This window comes from Paraburkholderia sp. AV2, assembly GCF_054968425.1.
On sequence record NZ_JBANLK010000027.1, the window covers coordinates 1 to 26,050 of the forward strand.

The following is a 26,050-nucleotide window of genomic DNA, read 5'->3' on the forward strand; positions in this document are numbered from 1 at the left end:
CGTTTCACGGGAAAGTAAACAGCCCTTCCGGGCTCTTTTTGAACTGGCCTTTAAGGAAGGTGCATTTGCTGATTGGTTGCTTGCAGGACGGGCGGTGAACGATGGACCAACCGTTCTGCGCAGCCAGCAATACTGTCAATAATGCAGAAAGTGGGAGATGGCAAACAAGAAAACTTCACTGTGGGACGACGTAATCGAGCTGGCAGGACCAGCACACGAGCTAGCCACCATGTACCCGAGGTACATGGCTGGGTGAGTGGCTCATTGACAGACATCTGCGTGACAAGGTGACTTTCATACCGTAGGGCGCCATTGTGTACTGCACCTTATGGAGCTCAATTGATCATTCAGGTGTATATGTCGGCTATCAAGGCAAGTCAGAAAAGATCGCTCAACTGAGTAAAAGCGGCTCACTCTGACGCGGCTCAATTGGAATGATCGGCAATAGATGGCTTGGCAGCGCAGACATCTACAAAAGATCTAGGTGAACATCCCAGGTGGCGATTTTCATGGGAGGCTCGGTCTGCTACGGCGATGAATCAGGATGCGCGCCGCACAGGCGGGCGCGCGACGCGTCATTATGACCCGCTTCCGCCGGCCGGAGGGAGCCGCCTCACCATTCCTCGATCCACGGCCGCAGGTCGAGCTCGTGCGTCCATGCGTCCCGGGGCTGCTGGTGCAGCATCCAGTAGGCGTCGGCGATATGGTCGGGATTCAGGATGCCGTCGCGTTCCTTGAGCTTGTAGCGCTCGGGAAAGTTTTCGCGGATGAACTCCGTGTCGATTGCGCCGTCGACGATGAGCTGCGCGACGTGGATGCCCTGCGGCCCGAGCTCGCGCGCCATCGACTGCGCAAGCGCGCGCAGCGCATGCTTGGCGCCCGCGAACGCGCTGTAGCCCGCGCGTCCGCGCAGGCTCGCAGTCGCGCCGGTGAAGAAGATCGAGCCGTGGCCGCGCGGCAGCATGACCTTGGCCGCCTCGCGGCCCATCAGGAAGCCCGCGAAGCAGGCCATTTCCCAGACCTTGTGATAGACGCGCGCCGTGGTTTCGGTAACCGTGAAGCGCACGTTCGCGCCGATGTTGAATACCGCCGCCTCGATGGGCGCGATCTTCGTCTCGATCTCTTCGAAGAGTGCGATCACGTCTTCTTCCTTGCGCGCGTCCGAGCCGAACGCGTGGGCCACGCCGCCTTCGGCCTCGATCTGGGCGACGAGTGGCGCGAGCTTGTCGGCGTGACGGCGCGTCACGCAGGCGACGTAGCCTTCACGCGCAAAACGGCGTGCGATCGCGCCGCCGGTGGCGTCGCCTGCGCCGATCACGAGCACTGCTTTTTTTGAGGTCATGGCCGGGTTGTCTCCTGTCACGGTATGAACTGCATTGCGGAATGAAAAACTGCCTGCCGGTTCAATCTCATGCGGTGCTGCGGGTGAGCCCAAGATATTCTGGCTCGGCAGAGGGAGTCATCGGTTGCCGGGCAAACCGACTATCAGTATATTGACCTGCATTGCGGAAGATGGCTCGCCAGGAAGACGGCGGGTCGGGTGAGCCGGCGGCGCCGCTCGCGCTGCCACGGAGGAATCAAGGAGGAGACACGATGAGCGACGTGAAGGTGGAATTTCTGTTCGACTTTGGCAGTCCTAATGCTTACCTGAGCCACAAGGTGATCGGCGAAATCGAGCGGCGCCAGGGTGTGCGTTTCGACTATGTGCCGGTCCTGCTGGGTGGCCTCTTCAAGCTGAGCGGCAATCGCTCCCCGGCGGAAGCGTTTGCGGGCATCGCGAACAAACAGAAGTACATGGTGGTGGAAATGCGGCGCTTCATCGCGCGGCACGGACTCACCGCGTATCGCCACAACCCGCATTTCCCTGTGAATACGCTGCAACTCATGCGTGGCGCGATTGCGGCGCAGCGCAACGGGACGTTCGAGCGTTACGTCGACCGCGTGTTTGCGCACATGTGGGAAGACGGTCTCAAGATGGACGACCCGGCGGTGTTGCGCGCGACGCTCGAAGCCGACGGCTTCGACAGCGCGGCATTCGAAGCCGCTATCGGCGATCCTGAAGTGAAGGGCGCTTTGCTCGCGAATACGCAGGCCGCGTTCGATCGCGGGGCGTTCGGTTCGCCGACGTTTTTTGTCGGCGACGAAATGTTCTTCGGCAAGGACCAGTTGCGCGACGTGGAGGATGAGATCGCGCGCGTCAAGGCGCTGAAGGGGTGAATGCGAAGCCGGTGCGCCGAGGAGGTGCGCCGGCTTCGCAGGCACGGGCAGTGGGGTGTGGTCCACGCTTGCCTCGTGTCGCGCAGATAGCCCGCGATGGCGAGCGGCTCAGGCTTCGGCCGCTTCCGCTGCGCCGGTCGTTTCGGCCGCAACGCCGAGACGCGCGCGCGCGGCCTCGTATTCGCGCTTCAGGCGCGCGATCAGATCGGCGGCGGGCAGGATGCTCTTGACTGCGCCGATACCTTGGCCCGAGCCCCAGATGTCCTTCCACGGCTTCACGCGCGTAGAGCCGAAATTCATCGCCGACGGATCCGATTCGGGCAGCGCATCCGGATCGAGGCCGCTCGCCACGATACTCTGGCGCAGGTAGTTGCCGTGCACGCCGGTGAAGAGATTCGAGTAGACGATGTCGCCCGCATTGCCGTCGACGATCATCTGCTTGTATGCGTCGACTGCGTTGGCCTCGTTCGTTGCGATGAACGCCGAGCCAACATAGGCGAGATCGGCGCCCGCAGCCTGTGCCGCGAGAATCGCATTGCCGTTGCCGATCGCGCCCGAAAGCAGCAGCGGACCGTCGAACCATTCGCGGATCTCGTGGATCAGCGCGAACGGCGAGAGCGTGCCGGCGTGGCCGCCCGCGCCCGCGGCGACGGCGATCAGGCCGTCGGCGCCTTTCTCGATCGCCTTCTTCGCGAACGTATTGTTGATGATGTCGTGCAGCACGATGCCGCCCCACGCGTGCACCGCGCGGTTTACTTCCTCGCGTGCGCCGAGCGACGTGATGACGATCGGCACTTTGTACTGCGCGCAGACGCCGAGATCGTGCTCGAGACGGTCATTCGACTTGTGGACGATCTGGTTCACGGCAAACGGCGCGGCCGGATTGTCCGGGTGCTTCGCGTTGTGTTCGGCGAGCTCGGTCGTGATGCGGTCGAGCCACTCGCCGAGCACGTGCTCGGGCCGGGCGTTGAGCGCGGGGAAGGAGCCGACGACGCCCGCCTTGCACTGCGCGATGACGAGATCGGGGTTCGAAATGATGAAAAGCGGGGAGCCTACGACCGGAATCGACAGGCCGCGGCGCAGCACGGCGGGGAGGGACATCCAGATCTCCTGATGGGGACGGAACCGCCCGGATTCGAGGCGGTCGCCGTCGCGGTCTTCGTTGCGTCTCAATGGCACCGACGCCGCAGCGCGACGCGCGTGCCACGGCTCGACAGGCTTAAACATAGCAAAGCGGAGCGCACTATGCAACTGGTTGCATAGTGCGCTCGCTCGAAAGGATTAAGGGTCGGCGTGGCCGGGGTGGTGGTTTAGAATCGCCGCATGTCGACCCCCCACGCCATCCTGATCGCGCTGCTGGAGAAGCCGTCCAGCGGCTATGACCTCGCGCGGCGCTTCGACCGCGCGATCGCCTATTTCTGGCAGGCCACCCATCAGCAGATTTATCGCGAACTCGGCCGCATGGTCGAGGCGGGGTGGGTTGCCGTGATCGAGAACGAGGCGCCGGCCGCGACGCGCCGGAAGGTTTATTGCGTGCTGCCGGTGGGGCGCGAAGAAGTGATCCGCTGGGTGCGCCAGACGCCGCTCGGGCCGGATGACCGGAATGTGTTTCTGCTGAAGCTGCGCGCCGACGCGGTGATTGGGCCGTTAGGTCTGGGTGAGGAACTGTTGCGGATGATCGACGACAATCAGGCGCGGCTCGGCCTGTATCGGGAGATCGAGCGGCGCGACTTCGGCGCGCCGTCACTCACGCGTGCGCAGCAGGTGCAATACGCGATTCTTAAGGCGGGGATACAGACGCAGGAGATGTGGCTCGAATGGGCCGAGGATGTGCGGCCGTTGCTCGATGTGTAGTGACTGAACGGGTTGATAGGGAGTCCAGATTAATTGTGATTGTGGTAAGGGGTTGTTGCTTCGCTTCGGCGTGCTCTGTCTTGTGCGCGACGTTGGTGTCCGATTCTCCGTTCGGCTGGGAACGAGAAAAACGTTTGACGAAGCGACGGCGAGGCCCTATAATTCTTTTCTCTGACGGACGCGGGGTGGAGCAGTCTGGCAGCTCGTCGGGCTCATAACCCGAAGGTCGTAGGTTCAAATCCTACCCCCGCAACCAAACAGCTCAAGAGGCGTTTTGTGCCTCACCAGAGCAGGCCTGAAAGGGCATTGGGGCAATCTCGCAGGTTTTGCGAACTTGTGTCAGAACTGAAACCCGCCGCGAGCGGGTTTTTTGTTGTCCGCTGATCCTGCCCCAGTCACACAGAGACACGATCGATTGTGATTAGGGATCCGAATCAAATAACCGACTCGCCGGTTTTCAGACTCGTATGATTCTGTCGGCAAACGCATCAGCCTAATCTGGCTGTCTGTGCCACTGCCTTTTGCGCGAGCGACTCATGCGCCCAATCATTCTTAGTCACGCTTCCCGCGAGTTTGTATACGACCACGCATCGCAACACGTTGACGGCCTCTCGGTCGTTGGATCCGTAGTGTTGCTCGTATTCGCGCTTGTCATCTTCGCTACTACGTCTGGCCATCTATGGTCCGCGCTCAGGGGCGACACGCGTTTGCGCTAAATTCCGCCTCGGTCCGATTCAGTCTTTCAGTCTTCAATCGCCCAATCCACGGCCGCCTGCGCATGCAGCGCGGTAGTATCGAACACCGGCAGCGCCGAATCGTCCGCGCCGATCAAGAGCGTGATTTCCGTGCAGCCTAGAATGACCGCCTGCGCGCCGCGTGTCTTGAGATCTTCGATCACACGCTGATAAACGCGTCGCGACTCGTCTTTCACGATACCGTGACAAAGCTCAGCATAGATGATGCGATGCACGTCTTCGCGATCCTGCTCGCCGGGAACGACGGCTTCGATACCGTGCCGCTCGCGTAGCCTTCCCACGTAGAAATCCAGTTCCATCGTATAGCGCGTGCCGAGCAGCCCGGCGCGCGTGACGCCAGCCGCTTTTAACGCGGCGCCGGTTGGGTCGGCAATGTGCAGGAAGGGCACCGCAATGGCCGCCTCGATCGCTGCACATACGCGATGCATCGTATTCGTCGCGAGCAGGACGATCCCCGCGCCGCCGCGTTCGAGTTGCATGGCGGCTTCGGCCATCTGCGCGCCCAGCGCACTCCAGTCGCCCGCGCGCTGCAGCGCCTCGATGCCCGCGAAGTCCACCGTCACCATGAGGCTGCGTGCGTTGTGATGGCCACCCAGGCGTGCCTTGGCGTTACGGTTCAGCAGCCGGTAATACTCGGCGGACGATTCCCAGCTCATGCCGCCTATCACGCCTATCGTCTTCATCGTCATGGTTCTGTCCGCAGGGTTCGAGTGGACGAGTATAGGCTGCCGCTTGCCCGCGTACAGGTACGATAGTGCCTCACCGCGGCGGTACAGCCAGGGGACGGATCGAAGACAGTCGTCTTGAAAATGGCACTGTGTTTTTGTACAGTATCGATACCTTGAACGCGCCATCCTTCGCCCCGCCGCAGCCGGCCGCAAGCAGCGCCATGCGCAAGATCATCCATTGCGATTGCGACTGCTTCTACGCATCGGTCGAAATGCGCGACGATCCGTCGTTGCGCGGGCGTCCGCTCGCCGTCGGCGGGCGGCCCGACCAGCGCGGCGTCATTGCCACCTGCAACTACGAGGCCCGGCGCTTCGGCATTCATTCGGCGATGTCGTCGGCGCTCGCCATGCGCAAGTGTCCGGAGCTGCTGATCCTGCCCTCGGCGATGGAGAAGTACCGCGTCGCGTCGCGGCAGATCATGGCGATCTATCGCGACTACACGCCCGACGTCGAGCCGCTTTCGCTCGACGAAGCCTATCTCGACGTCACGCAGTCGACGCGCTGCAAGGGCAGCGCCACGCTGATCGCGAAGGAGATTCGCGAACGCGTGCATGCCACGGTGGGGGTGACGGTCTCGGCGGGTGTCGCGCCGAACAAGTTCATCGCGAAAATCGCTTCGGACTGGAACAAGCCCGATGGCCTCTTCGTCGTGCGCCCGGAGGAGGTCGATGCGTTCGTTGCCGGGCTGCCGGTGCGCAAGATTCACGGCGTGGGCAAGGTCACGGCCGCAAAGCTGGAGAAGTTCGGGCTGACGACCTGCGGGCAGTTGCGCGGGTGGTCGCTGATCGATCTGCATCGGCAGTTCGGCGTGTTCGGCAAGCGGCTCTATGAACTGTCGCGCGGTCTCGACGAGCGGCCCGTCTGTTCGGACCAGGAGCGCAAGTCGGTGAGCGTCGAAACGACTTACGTGAACGATCTGCTCACGCTCGAAGCCTGCGGCGAAGAGCTCAAGCCGCTCGCGGCGCAGCTCGATGCCCGCATCGAGCGCGCGGGCTGCGCGCACGCGGTGCGCAAGCTCTACGTGAAGATCCGCTTCGCGAACTTTCAGCGCACGACCGTCGAGTGCGTGCGCGATGCGACCGATCTGCCGACCTTTCTCGTGCTGCTCGAAAAAGGGCTCGCGCGGCGCAAGCTGGGCGTGCGGCTTCTCGGCGTGGGCGTACGGCTCGAAGAGGACAACCCCGCGTTGCGCGGCCAGTTCCCGCTCTTCGACCAGGATCCCGAAGACGACGACCGCGTGCCCGGCGCCTGAGCGGCGCATGCTGTCGTGCCGGCGGCGTCGGGCTGGCGCGGCTTTTCTGGCGCCGATAGAATCGGCGCAACGAGGAGGAGCCGCTCATGGACTTGATCATCCGCCACGCCGTGCTCGCGCATGGGCATCCCGCCGGCCATGCCGCGGTTGACATCGGCATCGAGGCGGGCCGCATCGCCGCCGTCGAGCCGCAGCTTGCCGCCAGCGCGCGCGAGGAGATCGACGCGGCCGGCTCGCTCGTCACGGCGCCATTCGTCGACGCGCACTTTCACATGGACGCGACGCTCTCGTACGGCCTGCCTCGCGTGAACGCGTCGGGCACGCTGCTCGAGGGCATCGCGCTGTGGGGCGAGCTCAAGCCTCGTCTCACGCAGGAGGCGCTGGTCGAGCGCGCTTTGCAGTACTGCGACTGGGCCGTGGCGCGCGGGTTGCTCGCCATCCGCAGTCACGTCGACGTCTGCGACGAGCGGCTGCTGGCAGTCGAGGCATTGCTCGAAGTGAAGCGCCGCGTCGCGCCGTATCTCGATCTGCAACTGGTGGCGTTTCCACAGGACGGGTTGTTGCGCAGCCCCGGCGCCTTCGAGAATCTCAAGCGCGCGATTGCAATGGGCGTGGACGTGGTGGGCGGCATTCCGCACTTCGAGCGCACGATGGCCGATGGCGCCGAGTCGGTGCGGCTGCTGTGCGAGTTCGCGGCAGAGAAGGGCTTGCGCGTGGACATGCACTGCGACGAGTCCGACGATCCGCTCTCGCGCCACATCGAGACCCTGGCGGCCGAAGCGCATCGGCTGGGCTTGCATGGCCGCGTGGCGGGCTCGCATCTCACCTCCATGCATTCGATGGACAACTACTACGTGAGCAAGCTGCTGCCGCTGATGCGCGAGGCGGGCGTGGCCGCGATCGCGAATCCGCTCATCAACATCACGCTGCAAGGTCGTTCGGACACCTATCCGAAGCGGCGCGGCATGACACGCGTGCCCGAGCTGATGGCGGCCGGCATCGACGTTGCGTTCGGCCACGATTGCGTGATGGACCCGTGGTACAGCTTCGGGTCCGGCGACATGCTCGAAGTGGCGCACATGGGGCTGCACGTCGCGCAGATGACGGGCGTGGCGGCCTCGCGCGCGTGCTTCGATGCCGTGACGGTGAATCCGGCGAAGATTCTCGGCCTCGAAGGTTATGGGCTCGCGCCGGGCTGCGAGGCGAACTGCGTCGTGCTCGACGCGAGCGATCCCATCGAGGCGATTCGTTTGCGCGCGCCGCGGCTCGCGGTGGTGAGCCGGGGGAAGGTGGTGAGCCGGCAGCCGGCGCAGCGTGTGGCTCTGGCGCTCGAAGGGCGGCCCGACAGCGTCGATTTCAAGCTGCACCGCTAGCACGGTGGCAGTAAGCCAGCGCGGCGAAAGAACGAAAGAACGGCAAGAAAAAGCCGCGCACGGGAAAGATCCCATGCGCGGCTTTCACATCGCGCGTCAATGCGGTCAGCGCTCGGCGGTCGCGCTCAATGCTGCGCGGGCGGCTGCTCCATGCCGTTGTGGCGCAGCAAGGCGTCGATGCTCGGCTCGCGGCCGCGGAACGCCTTGAACGATTCCATCGCCGGGCGGCTGCCGCCCACCTCCAGAATCTCCTTGCGATAGCGCGTACCGGTGTCCGCGTCGAGCACGCTCGACTGCGCCGCCTGGGCTGCTTCCTCGAAGGCCGCGTAGGCGTCCGCGGAGAGCACCTCGGCCCACTTGTAGCTGTAGTAGCCCGCCGCATAGCCGCCGGCGAAGATATGGCTGAACGTGTCGGGCCAGCGCGAGAACGGGGCCTGCGGAATCACGTGATAACGTTCGTTGATTTCGCGTGCGAGGTCGTTCACGCTCTTGCCCGCCGACGCTTCGAAGTCCACGTGCAGCGCCATGTCGAACATCGAGAACACGATCTGGCGCAGTGTGCCGAGGCCGCTCTGGAAGTTCTTCGCGGCGAGCATCTTGTCGAAGAGTTCGCGCGGCAGCGGCTTCGCGGTATCGACCTGCGAGCTCATGTCGCGCAGCACGTCCCACTCCCAGCAGAAGTTCTCCATGAACTGCGAGGGCAGTTCGACCGCGTCCCACTCGACGCCATTGATGCCCGACACCGCGAGTTCGTCCACGCGCGTGAGCATGTGGTGCAGACCGTGGCCGAACTCGTGGAAGAGCGTGATGACTTCGTCGTGCGTGAAGCAGGCGGGCTTGCCGCCCACCGGCGCCGAGAAGTTGCAGGTGAGGTAGGCGACGGGCGTTTGCACGCGGTTGTCGTCGAGCTTGTGGCGCGAGCGCGCGTCGTCCATCCATGCGCCGCCGCGCTTGCCTTCGCGGGCGTAGAGATCGAGATAGAACTGTGCGACGAGCGTGCCGTCGGCGTTCTCCACGCGGAAGAAGCGCACGTCGGAATTCCACACGGGCGCGCTGTCCTTGCGGATGCGAACGCCGAAGAGCGTTTCGGTCACCTTGAAGAGACCCGGCAGCACGAAGTCTTCGGGGAAGTACTGCTTCACTTCGTTTTCGGAGAACGCATAGCGCTGCTGGCGCAGGCGCTCGGAGGCGAACGCCATGTCCCACGGTTCGAGCTGCGCAAGGCCCAGTTCCTTCGCGGCGAATTCGCGCAGTTCGTCCCAGTCCTGTTCGGCGTGCGGGCGCGCCCGCGTCGCGAGGTCTTCGAGGAAGCTCATCACCTGTTGCGGCGACTCGGCCATCTTCGGCGTGAGCGACACTTCGGCGAAGTTGTCGTAGCCGAGCATCTTAGCTTCCTCGGCGCGCAGCTTGAGCTGCCCGGCGATGATCTCGGTGTTGTCCCACTCGGCCTTGCCGCCGCCATAGACGGGGCCCAGTTCCGATGCGCGCGTGACGTACGCGCGGTACATCGTCTCGCGCATCGCGCGGTTTTCCGAGTATTGCAGCACCGGGAAGTACGACGGGAAGTGCAGCGTGAACTTCCAGCCTTCCTTGTTCTCGCGCTCGGCCGCCTCGTGGGCCGCGGCGATCACGTCTTCGGGCAGGCCGGCGAGTTCTGTTTCGTTCGCGGCGTAGTACGCGTAGCCGTTGGTCGCGTCGAGCACATGGTCGGAGAATGCCTTCGAAAGGGCGGCCTGGCGCTCCTGCAATTCGGCGAAGCGCGGCTTCTGGTCTTCGGGCAGCTCGGCGCCCGACAGGCGGAAGTCGCGCAGCGCGTTGTCGAGAATCTTTTTGCGTTCGCCCGAGAGCAACTCGAACGAGTTGTGCGTGGTGATCGCCTTGTACTTTTCGTAGAGCGCGAGGTTCTGGCCGACGCTCGCCCAGAACTCGGTCACGCGCGGCAGGTTTTCGCCATACACGGCGCGCAGCTCGGGCGTGTCGGCCACGGCGTTCAAGTGGCCGACCACGCCCCAGGCGCGCGCGAGCGGCTCGGTGGCGCGCTCGACCGGCTCGACCACGTCGTCCCACTGGGCGGGCGTCATGGGCTGGGCGGCACGGTCCACGGCCGCTTTCGCGTTTGCGAGCAGCACGTCGAGCGCGGGCGTCACGTGTTCGGGACGAATCTCGCCGAAGCGCGGCAGGCCGGAGAAGTCGAGCAGCGGATTGTCGGAGGGAGTAGTAGCCATGGTGCGTCCTGTTCCTGTCTGTCGCGGTTCGTGGGTGTACGGAGTTCGGGGGCATGCCCCGACACGTTGAGTATTGGGGCGCGGTGCGCGCATCTCAACCGGGCCGATGCCTGCAAATTATCAGATGTCGGCGCTTGCTGACGAAACGGCGGCGCAGGCGGCACAAGTGGCACAAGCGGCACCCGCCATATGAAACGGATGCTACTGCATCGCGGGACGCGCCGCGCATGCGCCGGCACAAAAGCGAAGCGGCCCGCAAGGGGCCGCCTGAAACGGGCTCAATGCGTCTGGCGCAATTTATGCCTCGTTCGCCGCGGCGCGTTCCGCCGCCTCGATCGTGTTCACTAGCAGCATGGTGATGGTCATCGGGCCGACGCCGCCGGGCACCGGCGTGATGTGGCCGGCCACGTCCTTCAGGCCCGCGAAGTCGACGTCGCCGCAGAGCTTGCCGTTGTCGTCGCGGTTCATGCCCACGTCGATTACCGTGACGCCGGGCTTCACCATGTCGGCGGTGAGGATGTTGCGCTTGCCTACCGCTGCGACGACGATGTCGGCCTCGCGCGTGTGCGCCGCGAGGTCGCGCGTCTTGCTGTGGCAGATCGTGACGGTGGCGCCCTGTTCGAGCAGCAGCATCGCCATCGGTTTGCCGACGATGTTCGAGCGGCCGATCACCACCGCATTCGCGCCCGTAAGCGGAATCTTGTACGCCTCGAACATCTTCATCACGCCGTAGGGCGTGCAGGGGCGGAACAGCGGCTGGCCCGTCATCAGCGCACCGGCGTTGGCGACGTGAAAGCCGTCCACGTCCTTCTCGGGCGCGATCGCTTCGATGACCTTGTGGCTGTCGATATGCTTCGGCAGCGGCAACTGCACGAGAATGCCGTGGATTTTCGGATCGCGGTTCAATTCGTCGATGCGCGTGAGCAGGTCCGCTTCGGAGAGCGTGGCCGGATAGCGGTCGTACGACGAATGAAGGCCGTTGTCCTCGCAGGCCTTGATCTTGTTGCGCACGTAGACCTCGCTCGCGGGGTTGTCGCCGACCAGCACGACGGCGAGGCCCGGCTGATGGCCGCGGGCGGTGAGGGCGGCGGCGCGCGTGGCGACGTCGGTGCGCAATTGCCGGGAGAGGGCGTTGCCGTCAATGAGGGTGGCTGTCATGGTCGGTCGGGCTCGAGAGTGGGAATGCGGCGGCAAGGGCGCCTGAGGGCGGCGGTGTGGCCGCCGGGCCGTTGCGAAGGCCGACATTATACCGTCGCGCAGCAAGCGCTTCGCGCGCCTGGGCATGCCGCCGGCGGGAGGCGGGACGGGGCGCCGCGCAAAAGCGCTGCGTCCCGCGTGTCGGCCATGCCCACGGGGGCAGCCGGCGCGCGGGACGCAGGAGGACCCGACCGCTTACTGTTGCGCTTGCTGCGGCTTGTTGGAGAGCGCGAGACGCAGCAGGTCGGCGACCGTGTTGACGTTCAACTTCTCCATGATGTTCGCGCGGTGCGCTTCGACGGTCTTGATGCTGATGCCCAGATCGTCGGCGATCTGCTTGTTCAGGCGGCCCGCGATGATGCGCTCCAGCACCTGATGCTCGCGCGCCGTGAGCTTGCCGAGGCGTTCGGCCGCGGCACGCTGCTGCTGCACGTTGGTGCTTTCGCTGCGCGCCTTGTCGAGCATGCGCTCGACGAGCTTGCGCAGTTCGGCTTCGTCGAACGGCTTTTCGATGAAGTCCATCGCGCCCTTCTTCATGGTCGAGACGGCCATCGGCACGTCGCCGTGGCCCGTCACGAAGATGATCGGCAGCGCGGTGTTGTCGGCGATCAGGCGCTCCTGCAGTTCGAGCCCGCTCATGCCCGACATCCGCACGTCCAGGATGAGGCAGGCGATCTGTCCGGCTTGCGCCGGCTGGTACGCTTCGAGGAACTCCTCCGCGCTGTTGAAGCACTGCACGCGGTAGCCGTTCGCTTCGAGCAGCCAGCGCAGGGAGTCTCGTACGGCCTCATCGTCATCTACGACAAAGACGGTTTCCTGGGTGGTGACTGGGCTGTTCATGGCTCTCCCGTAACGGTTGTTGGAGTCGGCTCGTCGGAGCCGTCGCGAGACGGCGTATCCGCTTCGCCGATCGGCAGACTGCAATGGAACGTGGCGCCGCTGATGTGGCCGTCGACTTCGACGTTGTTGACCACCCACAGGCGTCCGCGGTGCGATTCGATGATCGAACGGCAAATGTTCAGCCCCATGCCCATACCGTCGGACTTGGTGCTGTAAAACGGTTCGAAGAGGCGTTCGGCCGTGGCTTCGTCCACGCCCGGCCCCTGGTCCACGACGCTGATGCAGACGTTGCCGCCTTCGCGCTTCACGACCACGCGGATCACGGGCTCCACGGCCGCCTCTGCGAGGTTCGGACGGGCGCCCGCCATGGCCTCGGCGGCATTCTTCAGCAGATTGACGAGCACCTGCTCGATCAGCACCGGGTCGACGTAGATCACGGGCATGCGCGAGCGCATGTCGGTCACGATGCGGATGCGGCGCTTGCGCGCCTCGATTTCGGCGAGGCCCACGGCGTCGGCGACGATGTCGGCCACGCGCGTGGCCTGGCGCTTCGGTTCGGAGCGCTTCACGAATTCGCGGATGCGCTTGATGATCATGCCCGCGCGCACGGCCTGCTGCGCGGTCTTTTCCAGCACGGGCAGCAGGTTGTCGGGCGCGGCGCGCCCCGACTTCACGAGCGCCACGGTGCCCGAGGCATAGTTGTTGATCGCGGCGAGCGGTTGGTTCAGCTCGTGCGCGAGCGAAGAGGCCATTTCGCCCATCGTCATCAGGCGGCTCGTGAACTGCAGCTTCTCGTCTTGCTGGCGGGCGAGTTCCTGGGCCTGCTTGCGCGTCGTGATGTCGGTCGCGATCTGCATCTGCGCGAGGTGGCCGTCCACCCACTGGATGTACTGGCGGCGCACCTCGAACCACTTCTGGATGCTTTCGACGTAGACCTCCTGCGCGTCCGCCGTGCTCTCGGTGAGCGCGGTGGCCGGCAGACCCGCGAAGGCGTCGACCATGTCGATCGAATCGGACGAGGCGTTCGCGGAATCGAAGCCGCCGCCGCCCGCGAGCTCCAGGTGGCCGTCGGGGCGGATGCCGAAGAGGTGCCGGTAGTAACGGTTCGCAAACAGCAGTTCGGCTTCGTCGGCGGCGAGCACGGAAACCGCGGCGTCGAGGCTTTCCAGCACCGTGGTGAAGCGCTCGTGCGCGGCGGCGAGTTCTTCGCGCGCGCGCCTCGGTTCCGTGATGTCGGTCATCGACGACATCCAGCCCGTCTGGCGGCCCGAGCTGTCGATGAGCGGCGAAACATAAAGGCGCGCATGGAACTGCGAGGCATCCTTGCGGCGCACGCGCAGCTCGAATCCCGAGGAGGGCGCCTTGCCGCGCAGCGTCATGTCGAGCTGGCGCTGCATTTCCGGGTAGGCATCGCGGGGCCAGTACGGGAACGGCGCATTCTTGCCGACGAGGTCGCTTTCGTCCCAGCCGGTCATGCGGCAGAACGCGGGATTCACGTGGGTGATGCGGCCGTGCATGTCGAGCACGCGCATGCCGATCAGCACCGAGTTTTCCATCGCGCGGCGGAAGAACGCTTCGGCGTAGAGCGCCTGCTGCGCCTCGAAGCGCTGGCGCGTGTGCTTCCAAAGGCTCCAGAGGCTCCACAGCACGAAGCACGAGAGCCCCGCGACCAGCCACACGAGCGTATTGTTCGTGAAGTTGGTCATCTGCGGATACGAGTACACGCGCACCGAAACGCCCTGGCCCGGCGGATCGAGCGGCAGGTCGTAGTAGACGTCGCGCGGCAGGCGCGGGCGCGTCGAGGTGGTGGCGAGCTCGCGGTCGTTCGCGTCGAGGATCGAGATCTTGTATTTGGCCGAGAGTTCGGGCGGGATGTCGTGCTTCAGGATGCCTTCGACCGAGAACACGGCCGCGATCGAGCCAAGAAAATCCCGATCGCGGTATACCGGTGTTTGCAGCGTGATGTAGCCGTTGCCGAGATCGTCATAAATGAGCGGCGAATAGACCTGGCGGCGCGTGTCGCGCGCCTCGGTGAAAGCGGCCTTGACGGCTTCGTCCATCTGCTCGTCGTTGGGCTTGGCGAGGCGCTGGCCGAACACGGGCATGGCCGTAGCCGGCCAGCGCGGCTCCTGCTCGCTCGTGTACCAGTTGAGATAGAGGATCTCGGGATGCCCCTGCATGATGTCCGTGGTGGACGTCTGGAAATACTGCGGGTCCGTATGGCCGGCGGCGAGATCGCGCGCGAGCGCCTGCAACTGTTCTTGCGCGCCCGTCATCGACAGGCGGATCTGCTGCTGGGCCCACGCCACGTTGCGGTAGAGCGTGTCTTCCTGCTGCTGCTGTTCGCGGCGGTTCAGGCTCCACAGGATCAGGCTCATGACGATCAGGAACACGAGGATCGACAGGAGCGGCGTCAGCAAATAGGAATTGGACCACCAGGGTCCGTGGTGCCAGCGGGACGGCGACGAGTCGCCGGGCGTACCGGGCGGCCGCGCCGAGCGTGCGAAAAGCCGTTCGGTCAACATGGCAAGGATTGTAGCGCAGCGTAAGACACGGAATTGCCGCGAAAAAAGCAGTAAATCGCCGATAAACGGGCGCAAACTGACCGTTATCGCCACAAGGGCGCGAACGATTCAGCGTGCGCCGCAACAATTTTCCACATTATAAAATTCAATCTCGCAATTCGAAAATTTTGTTGCGCGAGGCCCCAGGGGGTCATTACAATCGCCCGAAAGATGCTGCGGTCGACCTGGCTCGTCCCGAACAGTCGCCCGCATGGTCCGTTCAACAGCGTTCCCCCAATCAGGAGACGAGCATGTCCGCAGTACCCGACGAAGTCCTGAAGTACGTAGCCGCCGACAAGGATGAAGATCCGCAGGAAACGGCCGAATGGCTTGAAGCGCTGGACGGCGTCATCTCGGCGATCGGTCCCAACCGTGCCCACTACCTGATCGAAAAGCAGATCGAATTCGCCCGCGTGCATGGCGAGCACCTGCCGTTCTCGGCGAACACGCCGTACATCAACACGATCCCCGTCGCCAGCCAGGCGAAGAATCCCGGCGACCAGGACATCGAGCACCGCATCCGCTCCTACACGCGCTGGAACGCCATGGCCATGGTGCTGCGCGCGGGCAAGCACACCAACGTGGGCGGCCACATCGCGTCGTTCGCCTCGGCTGCCACGCTCTACGACGTCGGCTACAACCATTTCTGGCGCGCGCCTTCGCCCGAGCATGGCGGCGACCTCGTGTTCGTGCAGGGCCACTCGTCGCCGGGTGTCTACTCGCGCGCGTTCCTGCTCGGTCGCCTCTCGGAAAACCAGCTCGACAACTTCCGCCAGGAAGTGGGCGGCGAGGGCATCTCGTCGTATCCGCACCCGTGGCTGATGCCGGACTTCTGGCAGTTCCCGACCGTCTCGATGGGCCTCGGCCCGATCATGGCGATCTACCAGGCACGCTTCATGAAGTACCTGCAGGCGCGCGGCATTGCGAAGACCGACGGCCGCAAGGTCTGGGCGTTCCTCGGCGACGGCGAAACCGACGAACCGGAATCGCTCGGCGCCATCGGCATGGCCGGCCGCGAGCGTCTGGACAACCTCGTGTTCGTCATCAACTGCAACCTGCAGCGTCTGGACGGCCCGGTGCGCGGCAACGGCAAGATCATCCAGGAGCTCGAAAGCGAGTTCCGCGGCGCCGGCTGGAACGTCATCAAGGTCCTCTGGGGCAGCCGCTGGGATGCGCTCTTCGCGCGCGACAAGTCGGGCGCGCTGATGCGCCGCATGATGGAAGTCGTGGACGGCGAGTACCAGACCTACAAGTCGGAGTCGGGCGCATATGTTCGCGAACACTTCTTCAACACGCCGGAACTGAAGGCGCTGGTGGCCGACTGGTCCGACGAGGACATCTGGAACCTGAACCGCGGCGGTCACGATCCGCACAAGATCTACGCGGCGTTCCACGAAGCTTCGAATTCGAAGGGCCAGCCCACCGTCATCCTCGCGAAGACGATCAAGGGCTACGGCATGGGCGAAGCCGGCCAGGCCATGAACATCACCCACCAGCAAAAGAAGATGCAGGTGGATCAGCTCAAGAAGTTCCGCGACCAGTTCCGCCTGCCGCTCACCGACGAGCAGATCGTCGACGTGCCGTACCTGACGTTCGAGGAAGGCTCGAAGGAACTCGACTACATGCGCCAGAAGCGCATGGACCTCGGCGGTTACCTGCCGGCTCGCCGCCAGAAGGCCGAGTCGCTGCCGGTGCCGGCGCTCGACGCGTTCGAGCCGCTGCTCAAGGGCACGGGCGAAGGCCGCGAGATCTCGACGACGATGGCGTTCGTGCGGATCCTGAACATCCTGCTGAAGGACAAGGCGCTCGGCAAGCGCGTCGTGCCGATCGTGCCGGACGAGTCGCGTACCTTCGGCATGGAAGGCCTGTTCCGCCAGATCGGCATCTGGAATCAGGACGGCCAGAAGTACGTGCCGGAAGACTCCGACCAACTGATGTTCTACAAGGAATCGCAGACCGGCCAGATCCTTCAGGAAGGCATCAACGAAGCCGGCGGCATGTGCGACTGGATCGCGGCCGCGACGTCGTACTCGACGCACGGCGAGATCATGGTGCCGTTCTACATCTTCTACTCGATGTTCGGCATGCAGCGCATCGGCGACCTCGTGTGGGCCGCGGGCGACATGCGTTCGCGCGGCTTCCTGCTGGGCGGCACGGCGGGCCGTACGACGCTCAACGGCGAAGGCCTGCAGCACGAAGATGGCCACTCGCTCCTGTGGGCCGCTTCGGTGCCGAACTGCCTGAGCTACGATCCGACCTTCGGCTACGAACTCGCCGTGATCATGCAGGACGGTCTGCGCCGCATGGTGCAGGACCAGCAGGACGTGTTCTATTACATCACGGTGATGAACGAGAACTACGAGCACCCGGCGATTCCGCAGGGCGAGCATGTGGCGGCCGACATCATCAAGGGCATGTACGCGTTCCGCAAGGGCGCGGACAACGCCAAGGCGCCGCGCGTGCAACTGCTGGGCGCGGGCACGATCTTCAACGAAGTGATCGCCGCCGCCGACCTGCTGAAGAACGACTGGGGCGTCGAGGCCGACCTCTGGAGCGTGCCGAGCTTCACGGAACTGGCCCGCGAAGGCCACGAAGTCGAGCGCTGGAACCTGCTGCACCCGAGCGAGCCGCGCCGCGAATCGCACGTCGAGAAGCTGCTCAAGAACACGCAAGGCCCGATCATCGCGTCCACCGACTATGTGCGCGCGCTGGTCGACCAGATTCGCGGTCTCGTTCCGCGCAAGTTCGTGGTGCTCGGCACCGACGGCTTCGGCCGTTCGGACACGCGTGAAAAGCTGCGTCACTTCTTCGAAGTCGATCGCTACTGGACCACGGTCGCAGCGCTCAACGCGCTCGCGGACGAAGGCAAGATCGAGCGCAAGGTCGTGGGCGATGCCATCGCCAAATACAACCTCGATCCGTCCAAACCCAACCCGATGACCGTCTAACGCATCACCCCCTGTGCATGGCAAGCGCGCCTCCCCGAAGCGGGGAGGCGTTCTTATGCGGCCCCGGAGACACTAACAATGAGTCAAGCGATCGAAGTCAAAGTGCCGGACATCGGCGATTACAAGGACATTCCTGTGATCGAGGTGCTGGTGAAGGCGGGCGATACCGTCGAAAAAGAGCAGTCCCTCATCACGCTGGAGTCGGACAAGGCGACGATGGACGTGCCGAGCCCGGCCTCGGGCACGGTGAAGGAAGTGAAGGTCAAAGTGGGCGACAACGTGTCGGAAGGTTCGCTCGTGCTCGTGCTGGATGGCGCGGGCGCTGCTGCGGCTCCGGCTGCCGCGCCCGCGCCGGCTGCTGCACCGGCCCCGCAGGCCGCTCCCCAGGCCGCCCCGGCGGCGAGCGGCGGCGGCGCGCAAAGCGTGAAGGTCCCCGACATCGGCGACTACAAGGACGTGCCGGTGATCGAAGTTGCCGTGAAGGTGGGCGACCGGGTGGAGAAGGAGCAGTCGCTCGTCACGCTCGAATCCGACAAGGCGACCATGGACGTGCCGAGCCCGGTGGCCGGTGTGGTGAAGGAAGTGAAGGTCAAGGTGGGCGATGCGGTTTCCGAAGGCACCGAGATCTTCGTGATCGAAGCCGAAGGCGCCGCCGCTGCGGCCGCGGCACCCGCGCAGAAGGCCCCGGTCGAAGTGCCGTCGGATGCGCCTGCCTCTGCCGCACCGGCCAAGGCCGCGCCGGCGGTTCCGTCCGCGCTCGCGCAGGCGCCGAGCATTCAGGCCGGCGAAGGCGGCGCACGCCGTTCGAGCCACGCTTCGCCTTCGGTGCGCAAGTTCGCGCGCGAGCTGGGCGTCGACGTGGCGCGCGTCGCGGGTACGGGTCCGAAGGGCCGCATTACCCAGGACGACATTACGGCGTTCGTGAAGGGCGTGATGACGGGCGCGCTGGCGGCGCCGGCTGCCGCGGCGGCACCGGCCGGCGGCGCGGGCGCGGGGCTGAACCTGCTGCCGTGGCCGAAGGTCGACTTCACGAAGTTCGGCCCGATCGATACGCAGCCGCTGTCGCGCATCAAGAAGATTTCCGGCGCGAATCTGCACCGCAACTGGGTCATGATCCCGCACGTCACGAACAACGACGAAGCGGACATCACCGACCTCGAAGCGCTGCGCGTGCAGTTGAACAAGGAAAACGAGAAGGCGGGCGTGAAGTTCACGATGCTCGCGTTCGTCATCAAGGCCTGCGTCGCGGCGCTGAAGAAGTTCCCGACCTTCAACGCGAGCCTCGACGGTGACAATCTCGTCTTCAAGCAGTACTACCATATCGGTTTTGCAGCCGACACGCCCAACGGCCTCGTCGTTCCGGTGATCCGCGACGCGGACAAGAAGGGTCTCGTCGACATCGCGAAGGAAATGGCCGAGCTCTCGAAGCTCGCGCGCGACGGCAAACTCAAGCCGGACCAGATGCAAGGCGGCTGCTTCTCGATCTCGTCGCTCGGCGGCATCGGCGGCACGCACTTCACGCCGATCATCAACGCGCCGGAAGTGGCGATCCTCGGCCTGTCGAAGAGCGCGATGAAGCCCGTGTGGGACGGCAAGCAGTTCGTGCCGCGCCTCACGCTGCCGCTGTCGCTCTCGTACGACCATCGCGTGATCGACGGCGCGGCTGCCGCGCGCTTCAACGCGTACCTCGGCTCGATCCTCGGCGATTTCCGCCGCGTGATTCTGTAAAACCGCTTCATCGACCGGCTTGCGCCGCCGCGCGGCACGCGTTTCCTGCGTGCGCGCCGCGGCGGGCGCAGCCGGTTATCTCTCAGGGGACACCATGAGTCTCGTCGAAGTGAAAGTGCCGGACATCGGCGACTTCAAGGACATCGACGTCATCGAAGTCAACATCAAGGCGGGCGACGTCATCGAGAAAGAGCAGACGCTGCTCTCGCTCGAATCGGACAAGGCCACGATGGAAGTGCCGAGCGATGTCGCGGGCACCGTCAAGGAAGTGAAGATCAAGCCGGGCGACAAGGCTTCGCAGGGCACCGTGATCGCGCTGGTCGAGGCCTCCGAAGGGGCGGCTGCGCCGGCTCCGAAGGCCGAAGCGCCCAAGGCGGCGGAGGCGCCGAAGGCTGCCGAGGCTCCGAAAGCCGCGGCGCCCGCGCCGCAGGCCGGCAGCTACAGCGGCGCCGCCGATGTCGAATGCGACATGCTCGTGCTCGGCGCTGGCCCCGGCGGCTACTCGGCCGCGTTCCGCTCCGCCGACCTCGGCATGAAGACCGTGCTGGTCGAGCGTTACTCCACGCTCGGCGGCGTCTGCCTGAACGTGGGCTGCATTCCGTCGAAGGCGCTGCTGCACACGGCGCTCGTGATCGACGAAGCCGAGGCACTCGGCTCGCACGGCATCACGTTCGGCAAGCCGCAGATCGACCTCGACAAGCTGCGCGACTTCAAGTCGGGCGTCGTCAAGAAGCTGACGGGCGGTCTCGCCGGCATGGCGAAGGCACGCAAGGTGGAAGTCGTGACGGGCGTCGGCACGTTCGTCGATCCTCATCACATGGAAGTGGTGGGCGAGAGCGGCAAGAAGGTCGTCAAGTTCAGGCAGGCGATCATCGCGGCCGGTTCGCAGGCCGTGAAGCTGCCGTTCATGCCGGAAGATCCGCGCGTGGTCGATTCGACGGGCGCGCTCGAACTGCGCCAGATTCCGCAGAAGATGCTCGTGATCGGCGGCGGCATCATCGGTCTCGAAATGGCGACGGTCTACGCGACGCTGGGTGCGCAGATCGACATCGTGGAAATGCTCGACGGCCTGATGGCCGGCGCGGACCGCGATCTCGTGAAGGTCTGGGAGAAGTACAACGCGAAGCGCTTCGCGAACGTCATGCTCAAGACGAAGACCACGAAGGCCGAGGCGAAGGAAGACGGCATCTACGTCACGTTCGAAGGCGAGAAGGCGCCGGCCGAGCCGCAGCGCTACGACCTCGTGCTGGTTGCCGTGGGCCGCTCGCCCAACGGCAAGAAGATCGGCGCGGACAAGGCTGGCGTCGCGGTGACGGATCGCGGCTTCATCGACGTCGACAAGCAGTTGCGCACCAACGTGCCGCACATCTTCGCGATCGGCGACATCGTCGGCCAGCCGATGCTCGCGCACAAGGCCGTGCATGAAGCCCACGTGGCGGCCGAAGCGGCGCACGGCGAGAAGGCGTACTTCGACGCGCTGCAGATTCCGTCGGTGGCCTACACCGACCCGGAAGTGGCGTGGGCCGGCAAGACCGAAGACCAGTGCAAGGCCGAAGGCATCAAGTACGGCAAGGCGGTGTTCCCGTGGGCCGCTTCGGGCCGCGCGATCGCCAACGGCCGCGACGAGGGCTTCACGAAGCTGCTCTTCGACGAAGAGACGCATCGCGTGATCGGTGGCGGCATCGTCGGCCTGAATGCGGGCGATCTCATCAGCGAAGTGTGTCTCGCCGTCGAGATGGGCGCGGACGCGACCGACATCGGCAAGACGATCCACCCGCACCCGACGCTCGGCGAATCGATCGGCATGGCTGCCGAACTGTACGAAGGCGTGTGTACGGATCTGCCGCCGCAAAAGAAGAAGTAAGCGGCGCGCTTTTCGCGCGATTCTTTGCGTGAAAGCAAACGGCGCACCCCGCGAGGGGTGCGCCGTTTTTCGTTGGAGACTGCGAGAGGCGCCGGAGCGTAAAAAATCCCGGTCGAAGCAACCGGGCGAGTGGCGTGCCCGCGGGGGCACGCCCGAGCGTCGGATCCGGCAATCAGGTACGCGTCACGCCAAGCGCGCACCTGCAATCGTTACTGGGCGTTCAGACCGCCTTCTTGGCCGAAGCGGCGGCAGCCGACGAGCGCGAAGCTTGCGCGGCAGCCTTGCTTGCGGCAGCCGTAGCCGCGTTGAAGTTGCTTTCCGCCATTTCGACGGCTTGCTTCGTGGCCTTTTGCACCGTTTCGTAGGTCGTGTTCGCGGCGTTGATGGCCGACTTGAGCACGGCAACGGCCGTTTCCGAACCGGCCGGCGCGTTCTTGGCGACGTTGTCGACGAGCGACTGCACCTTGCGGTTCTGCTCTTCGTAGTGCGCTTCGGCAACCTTCGCGAACTCGGCTTGCGTGGCCGACGTGATTTCATACACGTGGCGGCCGTACGACAGCAGCTTTTCGGCGAGCGGCTGGGCAAAGCTCGCTTGCAGCGCCAGCAGTTCCTGCGCGTCCTTCACGGACAGCGCGCGCTGGGCCTGTTCCTGCGATTCCGCCAGATTCGAGCGGACGGCCTGAAGGTTCAATTCGACGAGCTTTTCCACACCCTCGAATGCCTTGCCGGTGAGACCGAAGAGGGTTTCGAGATTGGCTTTCTGGGCTGCGGCGAATTGCTCAGGGGTCAGCAGACTCATGTTTACGCTCCTGGTAGGATGACGGACCGTCTGATGCGGTCCGTATAAATAGGTGGCGAGACTCAGGGTGATCTGCCGGACGTTTGTGCGTCGCAGCATTGACATCGATTTTAGGATGGCTTGGCGGAAAGTCAAGCCCTGATTGTGCGTCGCACAATGTCGATAAATTGTTATTAAACAGGTGCTTATGCGCGCTGATTAGGGACGTAACGTCGCACCTGCGGTGGCGTCCGCGTCGCCGTATCGGAGGGTAGCGGCGACCCACGCGGGGCGGGGGGCGGCAAATCCAGTCCGCATATGGCAAGATTCGGATCGTGGCATCTCACACTCCTGTAGGAGTGGGTAGATATCTGCGCAAGAATGATCCAGGTTGGTCCACCAGAACCTCCCTGGGAACGTTAAAGACTGACTGCAGTCGAATGCGCGTTCCGTTCGCGATCATTCCCTCCGGCATATCCCTATTCAAGTTTGACCGGACTCGGGCCGTAATCTCCGTGCAAACGCGGTTGCCGCCTTGTCGGCCACGCGAGGGCGGATGCTTCGATGGTCTCGCTCTATCGGAAACGTGCATATTATCGACGAACTTAATCGAAAGTTAGACTTCGGTTTAATGTGCGTTGATAAGTGCTTAAATTTGCGAAATTTTCGTTGTTTTACTACACTTGGCGAACGATCCCGCCGCTTCATCCAGAACACCAATGAAATCCGACAAGCTCCTGTCGTTCAAACTGATGCACGGTGCCATGGTCAGCACCGCGCTGTCGGTGGCTGTCTCCGTAGCCATCAGTGCGACGATTGCCTTACCCTCCAGCGCTTTTGCTGCAGAGCAAGACGCCGCGCCGACCGCTTCGACCGCGCCGGCCAAGGCGAAGTCCAAAAAAGCAGGCAAAAAGGTCGTCAAGCCTGCGAGCGCACCGGCCAAGGCTTCGCAGAAATCGTCGAAGGCGACCCGCACCGTCGCGGCCAACGACGACGCCCGTCCCGTCGTGAGGAAGCGGCGCGTCAACTACACGATGAACGGCCGCCATCACGCCGTGCGCGTCGCGTATGAGCCGCGTCAGCCGACCGTGGGCCAGGCCTTCGGCCTGCACGACACGCCGGACGCGCTGATGCTGCGCTCGAGCGTCGCCTTCGTCGTCGATCAGAACACCCTCGAACCGCTGTTCGACAAGAATTCGCATGCCGTCGTGCCGATCGCCTCGATCTCGAAGCTGATGACCGCGATGGTCGTCCTCGACTCGAAGGCGCCGCTCACGGAGTCGATCGAAGTCACCGACGAAGACCGCGACTACGAGAAGAACACGGGCTCGCGTCTCTCCGTGGGCTCGGTGCTCTCGCGCGAAGACATGCTGCATATCGCGCTGATGGCCTCCGAGAACCGCGCTGCCGCGGCGCTCTCGCGCTACTACCCGGGCGGCCGTCCGGCATTCATCGCGGCGATGAATGCGAAGGCGAAGCAACTCGGCATGACCGACACGCACTTCGAGAATTCGACGGGTCTCTCGAGCCAGAACGTGTCGAGCGCGCGTGACCTCGTGAAGATGGTCAATGCGGCCTATCAGTACCCGCTGATCCGCCAGTTCTCGACCGATCACAGCTATACGGTGTTCACCGGCAAGCGCAACATCGCTTACAACAGCACGAACGCGCTGGTCCGCAACCCGTCGTGGGACATCGGTCTGCAGAAGACCGGCTTCATCAACGAAGCGGGCGAATGCCTCGTGATGCAGGCAACCATCCACGACCGTCCGGTCATCATCGTGCTGCTCGATTCGAGCGGCAAGTACTCGCGCTTTGCCGACGCGACGCGCGTGCGCGCGTGGCTCGACAACGGCGGTGCCGATCAGCAGCCGCGTATCACGAGCGCGGACGCGGGCGGCGCGGGGACCTGATCGAACGGTCCCAGCCTGGCGGTACGCCGATGCAAAACGCCCCGCAGTTGCGGGGCGTTGTCGTTTAGGCGTGAAAGCAGCGGGGCGTTCAGGCCGGCTGCGCACTGCCTTCGGCGGGCTGCGAATGGTAGCCCAGCGACTCCGAGATCACGAGCGCCGTCTTGCTTAGCTGGCCGAGCCAGGAATCCTGCAGGCGGTCGGCCGGCGCGGAAAGCGAGAGCCCGGCGACCAGCTTGCCCGTGTCGTCGTAGATGCCGGCGGCGATGCAGCGCACCCCCAACTCCAGTTCCTCATTATCGCGCGCGCAGGACTGCTGGCGCACGTGCGTGAGTTCGCGCTCGAGGCGGGTGAGATCGGTGATGCTGTTGCGCGTGTGGCCCGAGAGGCCCGTGCGTGTGGCATACGCGCGCACGCGGTTCGCTTCGTCGGCGGCGAGAAAAAGCTTGCCGACCGAAGTGAGGTGCAGCGGCGCCCGGCCGCCGATCGCGCGGACCACCTGCATGCCCGAGCGCTCGGAGTAGGCGCGTTCGATATAGACGATTTCGTCGCCCTGGCGCACCGAGAGGTTCACGGTCTGTCCGGTGAGCCGGTGCAGCTCGCGCATGGGCGTGAGCGCGGCATCGCGCACCGAAAGGCGCGCCTTCACGAGATTGCCCAGTTCCAGCAGACGCATGCCGAGCCGGTAGGTGCCCGGGTCGGAACGGTCGACAAGCCGGCAGCTCACCATGTCGTTCAGAATGCGGTGCGCCGTGGACGGATGGAGTTCGGTGCGCTGGGCCAGCTCCTTGAGGCTGACGGGGTCGCTGTGCGCGGCTAGCGCGTCCAGCAGGCGCATCATGCGCTCGATGACCTGAATCGAGGTCTTCGGATCCGGCGTGCTTCCACTTTCGCTCATGGTTCAGATTTGCTTGACGCGTAAGGCGGTGAGCGCATTGTATCTCGTATCGTGAAAAAAGTAAGCGGCTGGCGGGATGGGCGCCGCGCTGCACCATCGCCGGGGCGGGTAGACGATGCGTTGGTGCTTGTCCGGAAACATCGGATAATCGGGGACGTTTTTCAGAGGAGTCCCCATGCGAGTCGGTTTGTTCGTGACCTGCCTCATCGACACGATGCGCCCCGAAATCGGGTTTTCGGCGATCAAGCTGCTGGAGCAGGCGGGCTACGAGGTGCATGTGCCGCCCGCGCAGACCTGCTGCGGGCAGCCCGCGTATAACTCGGGCGAGCGCCGGCTCGCGCGCGACCTTGCCGAAAAGACGCTGCGCGAGTTCGAGCAGTACGACTACGTGGTGGTGCCCTCGGGCTCGTGCGGCGGCATGATCCGCGCGCATTACGGCGACCTGTTCCGCGACGACCCCGAACTGATGCGGCGCTACGGCCTTTTGCGCGAGCGCGTCTACGAACTCACCGACTTCCTCGTCAACGTCGCGAAGGTGTCGCTGCCGCCTGGCGAATTCCGCGGACCGGTTGCCTATCACGACTCCTGCTCGGGTCTGCGCGAACTCGGCGTCAAGTCGCAGCCGCGCACGCTGCTCGCGCAGCGCGGCGTCGAGGTGCGCGAGATGAAGGACTGCGAGCACTGCTGCGGCTTTGGCGGCACGTTCGCGGTGAAGTACGGCGCGATCTCCACTGCGATCGCCGACGAGAAATGCGCGAACGTGCGCGCGAGCGGCACCGGCGCCGTGGTGCTGGGCGACCTCGGCTGCATGCTCAACATCGAAGGGCGCCTGCGCCGCACCGGCGACACCGCCACGCGCGTGCTGCACGTGGCCCAGGTGCTGGCCGGCGACGTTTGACGCACGGCCGTCTTCTCTGT

The 26,050-nt window shown here is 64.6% G+C and carries 18 protein-coding genes and 1 tRNA gene; 10 read left to right on the forward strand and 9 right to left on the reverse strand.

The genetic code is table 11. From position 1 onward, the window contains the following. Window positions 1–613: 613 nt before the first annotated feature. Window positions 614–1,342, reverse strand: coding sequence for an SDR family oxidoreductase (locus tag V8683_RS18820; RefSeq protein WP_411189957.1), 729 nt, complete (start codon window positions 1,340–1,342; stop codon window positions 614–616). Window positions 1,343–1,593: 251 nt separating this feature from the next. Between V8683_RS18820 and V8683_RS18825 the strand changes: the two genes are divergently transcribed. Continuing rightward, window positions 1,594–2,217, forward strand: coding sequence for a 2-hydroxychromene-2-carboxylate isomerase (locus tag V8683_RS18825; RefSeq protein WP_411189956.1), 624 nt, complete (start codon window positions 1,594–1,596; stop codon window positions 2,215–2,217). A 108-nt stretch (window positions 2,218–2,325) separates the two neighbouring features. Here V8683_RS18825 and V8683_RS18830 read toward each other — a convergent pair whose 3' ends face one another. Continuing rightward, window positions 2,326–3,318 carry an NAD(P)H-dependent flavin oxidoreductase gene (locus V8683_RS18830; protein ID WP_411189955.1) on the reverse strand — a complete coding sequence of 331 codons (993 nt, stop codon included), beginning with the start codon at window positions 3,316–3,318 and terminating at the stop codon, window positions 2,326–2,328. A 222-nt stretch (window positions 3,319–3,540) separates the two neighbouring features. Here V8683_RS18830 and V8683_RS18835 point away from each other — a divergent pair, with 222 nt between their 5' ends. Both V8683_RS18835 and V8683_RS18840 read left to right on the forward strand, forming a co-directional pair. Continuing rightward, on the forward strand, window positions 3,541–4,071 hold the full coding sequence (locus V8683_RS18835) for a PadR family transcriptional regulator (RefSeq protein WP_411189954.1): 531 nt from the start codon (window positions 3,541–3,543) through the stop codon (window positions 4,069–4,071). 179 nt (window positions 4,072–4,250) lie between these two features. Further along, window positions 4,251–4,327 (forward strand) — tRNA-Met (locus tag V8683_RS18840). Window positions 4,328–4,813: 486 nt separating this feature from the next. Here V8683_RS18840 and V8683_RS18845 read toward each other — a convergent pair. Further along, window positions 4,814–5,509: an aspartate/glutamate racemase family protein gene (locus tag V8683_RS18845; RefSeq protein WP_411190574.1), complete on the reverse strand. Its 696-nt coding sequence runs from the start codon at window positions 5,507–5,509 to the stop codon at window positions 4,814–4,816. A gap of 134 nt (window positions 5,510–5,643) precedes the next feature. Here V8683_RS18845 and dinB point away from each other — a divergent pair, with 134 nt between their 5' ends. Next, entirely contained in the window at window positions 5,644–6,807 is a 1,164-nt protein-coding gene (gene dinB / locus V8683_RS18850; protein WP_411189953.1) for a DNA polymerase IV, read from the forward strand. Window positions 6,808–6,893: 86 nt separating this feature from the next. Then, window positions 6,894–8,180 (forward strand): amidohydrolase family protein, encoded by a 1,287-nt coding sequence (locus tag V8683_RS18855; protein WP_411189952.1) that lies wholly within the window; start codon window positions 6,894–6,896, stop codon window positions 8,178–8,180. A gap of 125 nt (window positions 8,181–8,305) precedes the next feature. Here the strand turns inward: V8683_RS18855 and V8683_RS18860 are convergent, their stop codons facing one another. The 4 genes from V8683_RS18860 to fixL all read right to left on the reverse strand — a co-directional run bounded on the left by V8683_RS18860 (window position 8,306) and on the right by fixL (window position 14,967). Continuing rightward, window positions 8,306–10,405, reverse strand: a complete 2,100-nt coding sequence (locus V8683_RS18860) for a M3 family metallopeptidase (protein WP_411189951.1) — start codon at window positions 10,403–10,405, stop codon at window positions 8,306–8,308. A 297-nt stretch (window positions 10,406–10,702) separates the two neighbouring features. After that, the gene (gene folD / locus V8683_RS18865; RefSeq protein ID WP_411189950.1) at window positions 10,703–11,563 is read right to left on the reverse strand and encodes a bifunctional methylenetetrahydrofolate dehydrogenase/methenyltetrahydrofolate cyclohydrolase FolD; all 861 of its coding nucleotides are present in this window, start codon (window positions 11,561–11,563) and stop codon (window positions 10,703–10,705) included. A gap of 234 nt (window positions 11,564–11,797) precedes the next feature. Next, on the reverse strand, window positions 11,798–12,442 hold the full coding sequence (gene fixJ, locus V8683_RS18870) for an oxygen response regulator transcription factor FixJ (protein ID WP_027793486.1): 645 nt from the start codon (window positions 12,440–12,442) through the stop codon (window positions 11,798–11,800). Continuing rightward, window positions 12,439–14,967 (reverse strand): oxygen sensor histidine kinase FixL, encoded by a 2,529-nt coding sequence (gene fixL / locus V8683_RS18875; RefSeq protein WP_411189949.1) that lies wholly within the window; start codon window positions 14,965–14,967, stop codon window positions 12,439–12,441. The genes fixJ and fixL overlap by 4 nt, the downstream gene beginning before the upstream one ends. Before the next feature lie 290 nt (window positions 14,968–15,257). Between fixL and aceE the strand changes: the two genes are divergently transcribed. The 3 genes from aceE to lpdA all read left to right on the forward strand — a co-directional run bounded on the left by aceE (window position 15,258) and on the right by lpdA (window position 21,546). Further along, entirely contained in the window at window positions 15,258–17,954 is a 2,697-nt protein-coding gene (aceE, locus tag V8683_RS18880) for a pyruvate dehydrogenase (acetyl-transferring), homodimeric type (RefSeq protein WP_411189948.1), read from the forward strand. Window positions 17,955–18,032: 78 nt separating this feature from the next. Continuing rightward, window positions 18,033–19,682, forward strand: coding sequence for a dihydrolipoyllysine-residue acetyltransferase (aceF, locus tag V8683_RS18885; protein ID WP_411189947.1), 1,650 nt, complete (start codon window positions 18,033–18,035; stop codon window positions 19,680–19,682). Between the two features lie 94 nt (window positions 19,683–19,776). Next, window positions 19,777–21,546, forward strand: a complete 1,770-nt coding sequence (lpdA, locus tag V8683_RS18890; RefSeq protein ID WP_411189946.1) for a dihydrolipoyl dehydrogenase — start codon at window positions 19,777–19,779, stop codon at window positions 21,544–21,546. A 220-nt stretch (window positions 21,547–21,766) separates the two neighbouring features. Here the strand turns inward: lpdA and V8683_RS18895 are convergent, their stop codons facing one another. Next, the gene (locus V8683_RS18895; RefSeq protein WP_027793491.1) at window positions 21,767–22,345 is read right to left on the reverse strand and encodes a phasin family protein; all 579 of its coding nucleotides are present in this window, start codon (window positions 22,343–22,345) and stop codon (window positions 21,767–21,769) included. Between the two features lie 698 nt (window positions 22,346–23,043). Between V8683_RS18895 and pbpG the strand changes: the two genes are divergently transcribed. After that, window positions 23,044–24,237: a D-alanyl-D-alanine endopeptidase gene (gene pbpG / locus V8683_RS18900; RefSeq protein WP_411189945.1), complete on the forward strand. Its 1,194-nt coding sequence runs from the start codon at window positions 23,044–23,046 to the stop codon at window positions 24,235–24,237. 88 nt (window positions 24,238–24,325) lie between these two features. Here the strand turns inward: pbpG and V8683_RS18905 are convergent, their stop codons facing one another. After that, window positions 24,326–25,132 (reverse strand): IclR family transcriptional regulator, encoded by an 807-nt coding sequence (locus tag V8683_RS18905; protein ID WP_411189944.1) that lies wholly within the window; start codon window positions 25,130–25,132, stop codon window positions 24,326–24,328. A 175-nt stretch (window positions 25,133–25,307) separates the two neighbouring features. On the opposite strand from V8683_RS18905, the gene V8683_RS18910 reads away from it, so the two are divergent. After that, a complete protein-coding gene (locus V8683_RS18910) occupies window positions 25,308–26,030 on the forward strand; it encodes a (Fe-S)-binding protein (protein ID WP_411189943.1) in 723 nt (240 codons plus the stop codon). Window positions 26,031–26,050: the final 20 nt, after the last annotated feature.

Coding starts and splice junctions, on each gene's coding strand:
- V8683_RS18820 (WP_411189957.1), bottom strand. CDS start 1,342: ATGACCTCAAAAAAAGCAGTGCTCGTGATCGGCGCAGGCGACGCCACC.
- V8683_RS18825 (WP_411189956.1), top strand. CDS start 1,594: ATGAGCGACGTGAAGGTGGAATTTCTGTTCGACTTTGGCAGTCCTAAT.
- V8683_RS18830 (WP_411189955.1), bottom strand. CDS start 3,318: ATGTCCCTCCCCGCCGTGCTGCGCCGCGGCCTGTCGATTCCGGTCGTA.
- V8683_RS18835 (WP_411189954.1), top strand. CDS start 3,541: ATGTCGACCCCCCACGCCATCCTGATCGCGCTGCTGGAGAAGCCGTCC.
- V8683_RS18845 (WP_411190574.1), bottom strand. CDS start 5,509: ATGAAGACGATAGGCGTGATAGGCGGCATGAGCTGGGAATCGTCCGCC.
- V8683_RS18855 (WP_411189952.1), top strand. CDS start 6,894: ATGGACTTGATCATCCGCCACGCCGTGCTCGCGCATGGGCATCCCGCC.
- V8683_RS18860 (WP_411189951.1), bottom strand. CDS start 10,405: ATGGCTACTACTCCCTCCGACAATCCGCTGCTCGACTTCTCCGGCCTG.
- folD (WP_411189950.1), bottom strand. CDS start 11,563: ATGACAGCCACCCTCATTGACGGCAACGCCCTCTCCCGGCAATTGCGC.
- fixJ (WP_027793486.1), bottom strand. CDS start 12,442: ATGAACAGCCCAGTCACCACCCAGGAAACCGTCTTTGTCGTAGATGAC.
- fixL (WP_411189949.1), bottom strand. CDS start 14,967: ATGTTGACCGAACGGCTTTTCGCACGCTCGGCGCGGCCGCCCGGTACG.
- aceE (WP_411189948.1), top strand. CDS start 15,258: ATGTCCGCAGTACCCGACGAAGTCCTGAAGTACGTAGCCGCCGACAAG.
- aceF (WP_411189947.1), top strand. CDS start 18,033: ATGAGTCAAGCGATCGAAGTCAAAGTGCCGGACATCGGCGATTACAAG.
- lpdA (WP_411189946.1), top strand. CDS start 19,777: ATGAGTCTCGTCGAAGTGAAAGTGCCGGACATCGGCGACTTCAAGGAC.
- V8683_RS18895 (WP_027793491.1), bottom strand. CDS start 22,345: ATGAGTCTGCTGACCCCTGAGCAATTCGCCGCAGCCCAGAAAGCCAAT.
- pbpG (WP_411189945.1), top strand. CDS start 23,044: ATGAAATCCGACAAGCTCCTGTCGTTCAAACTGATGCACGGTGCCATG.
- V8683_RS18905 (WP_411189944.1), bottom strand. CDS start 25,132: ATGAGCGAAAGTGGAAGCACGCCGGATCCGAAGACCTCGATTCAGGTC.
- V8683_RS18910 (WP_411189943.1), top strand. CDS start 25,308: ATGCGAGTCGGTTTGTTCGTGACCTGCCTCATCGACACGATGCGCCCC.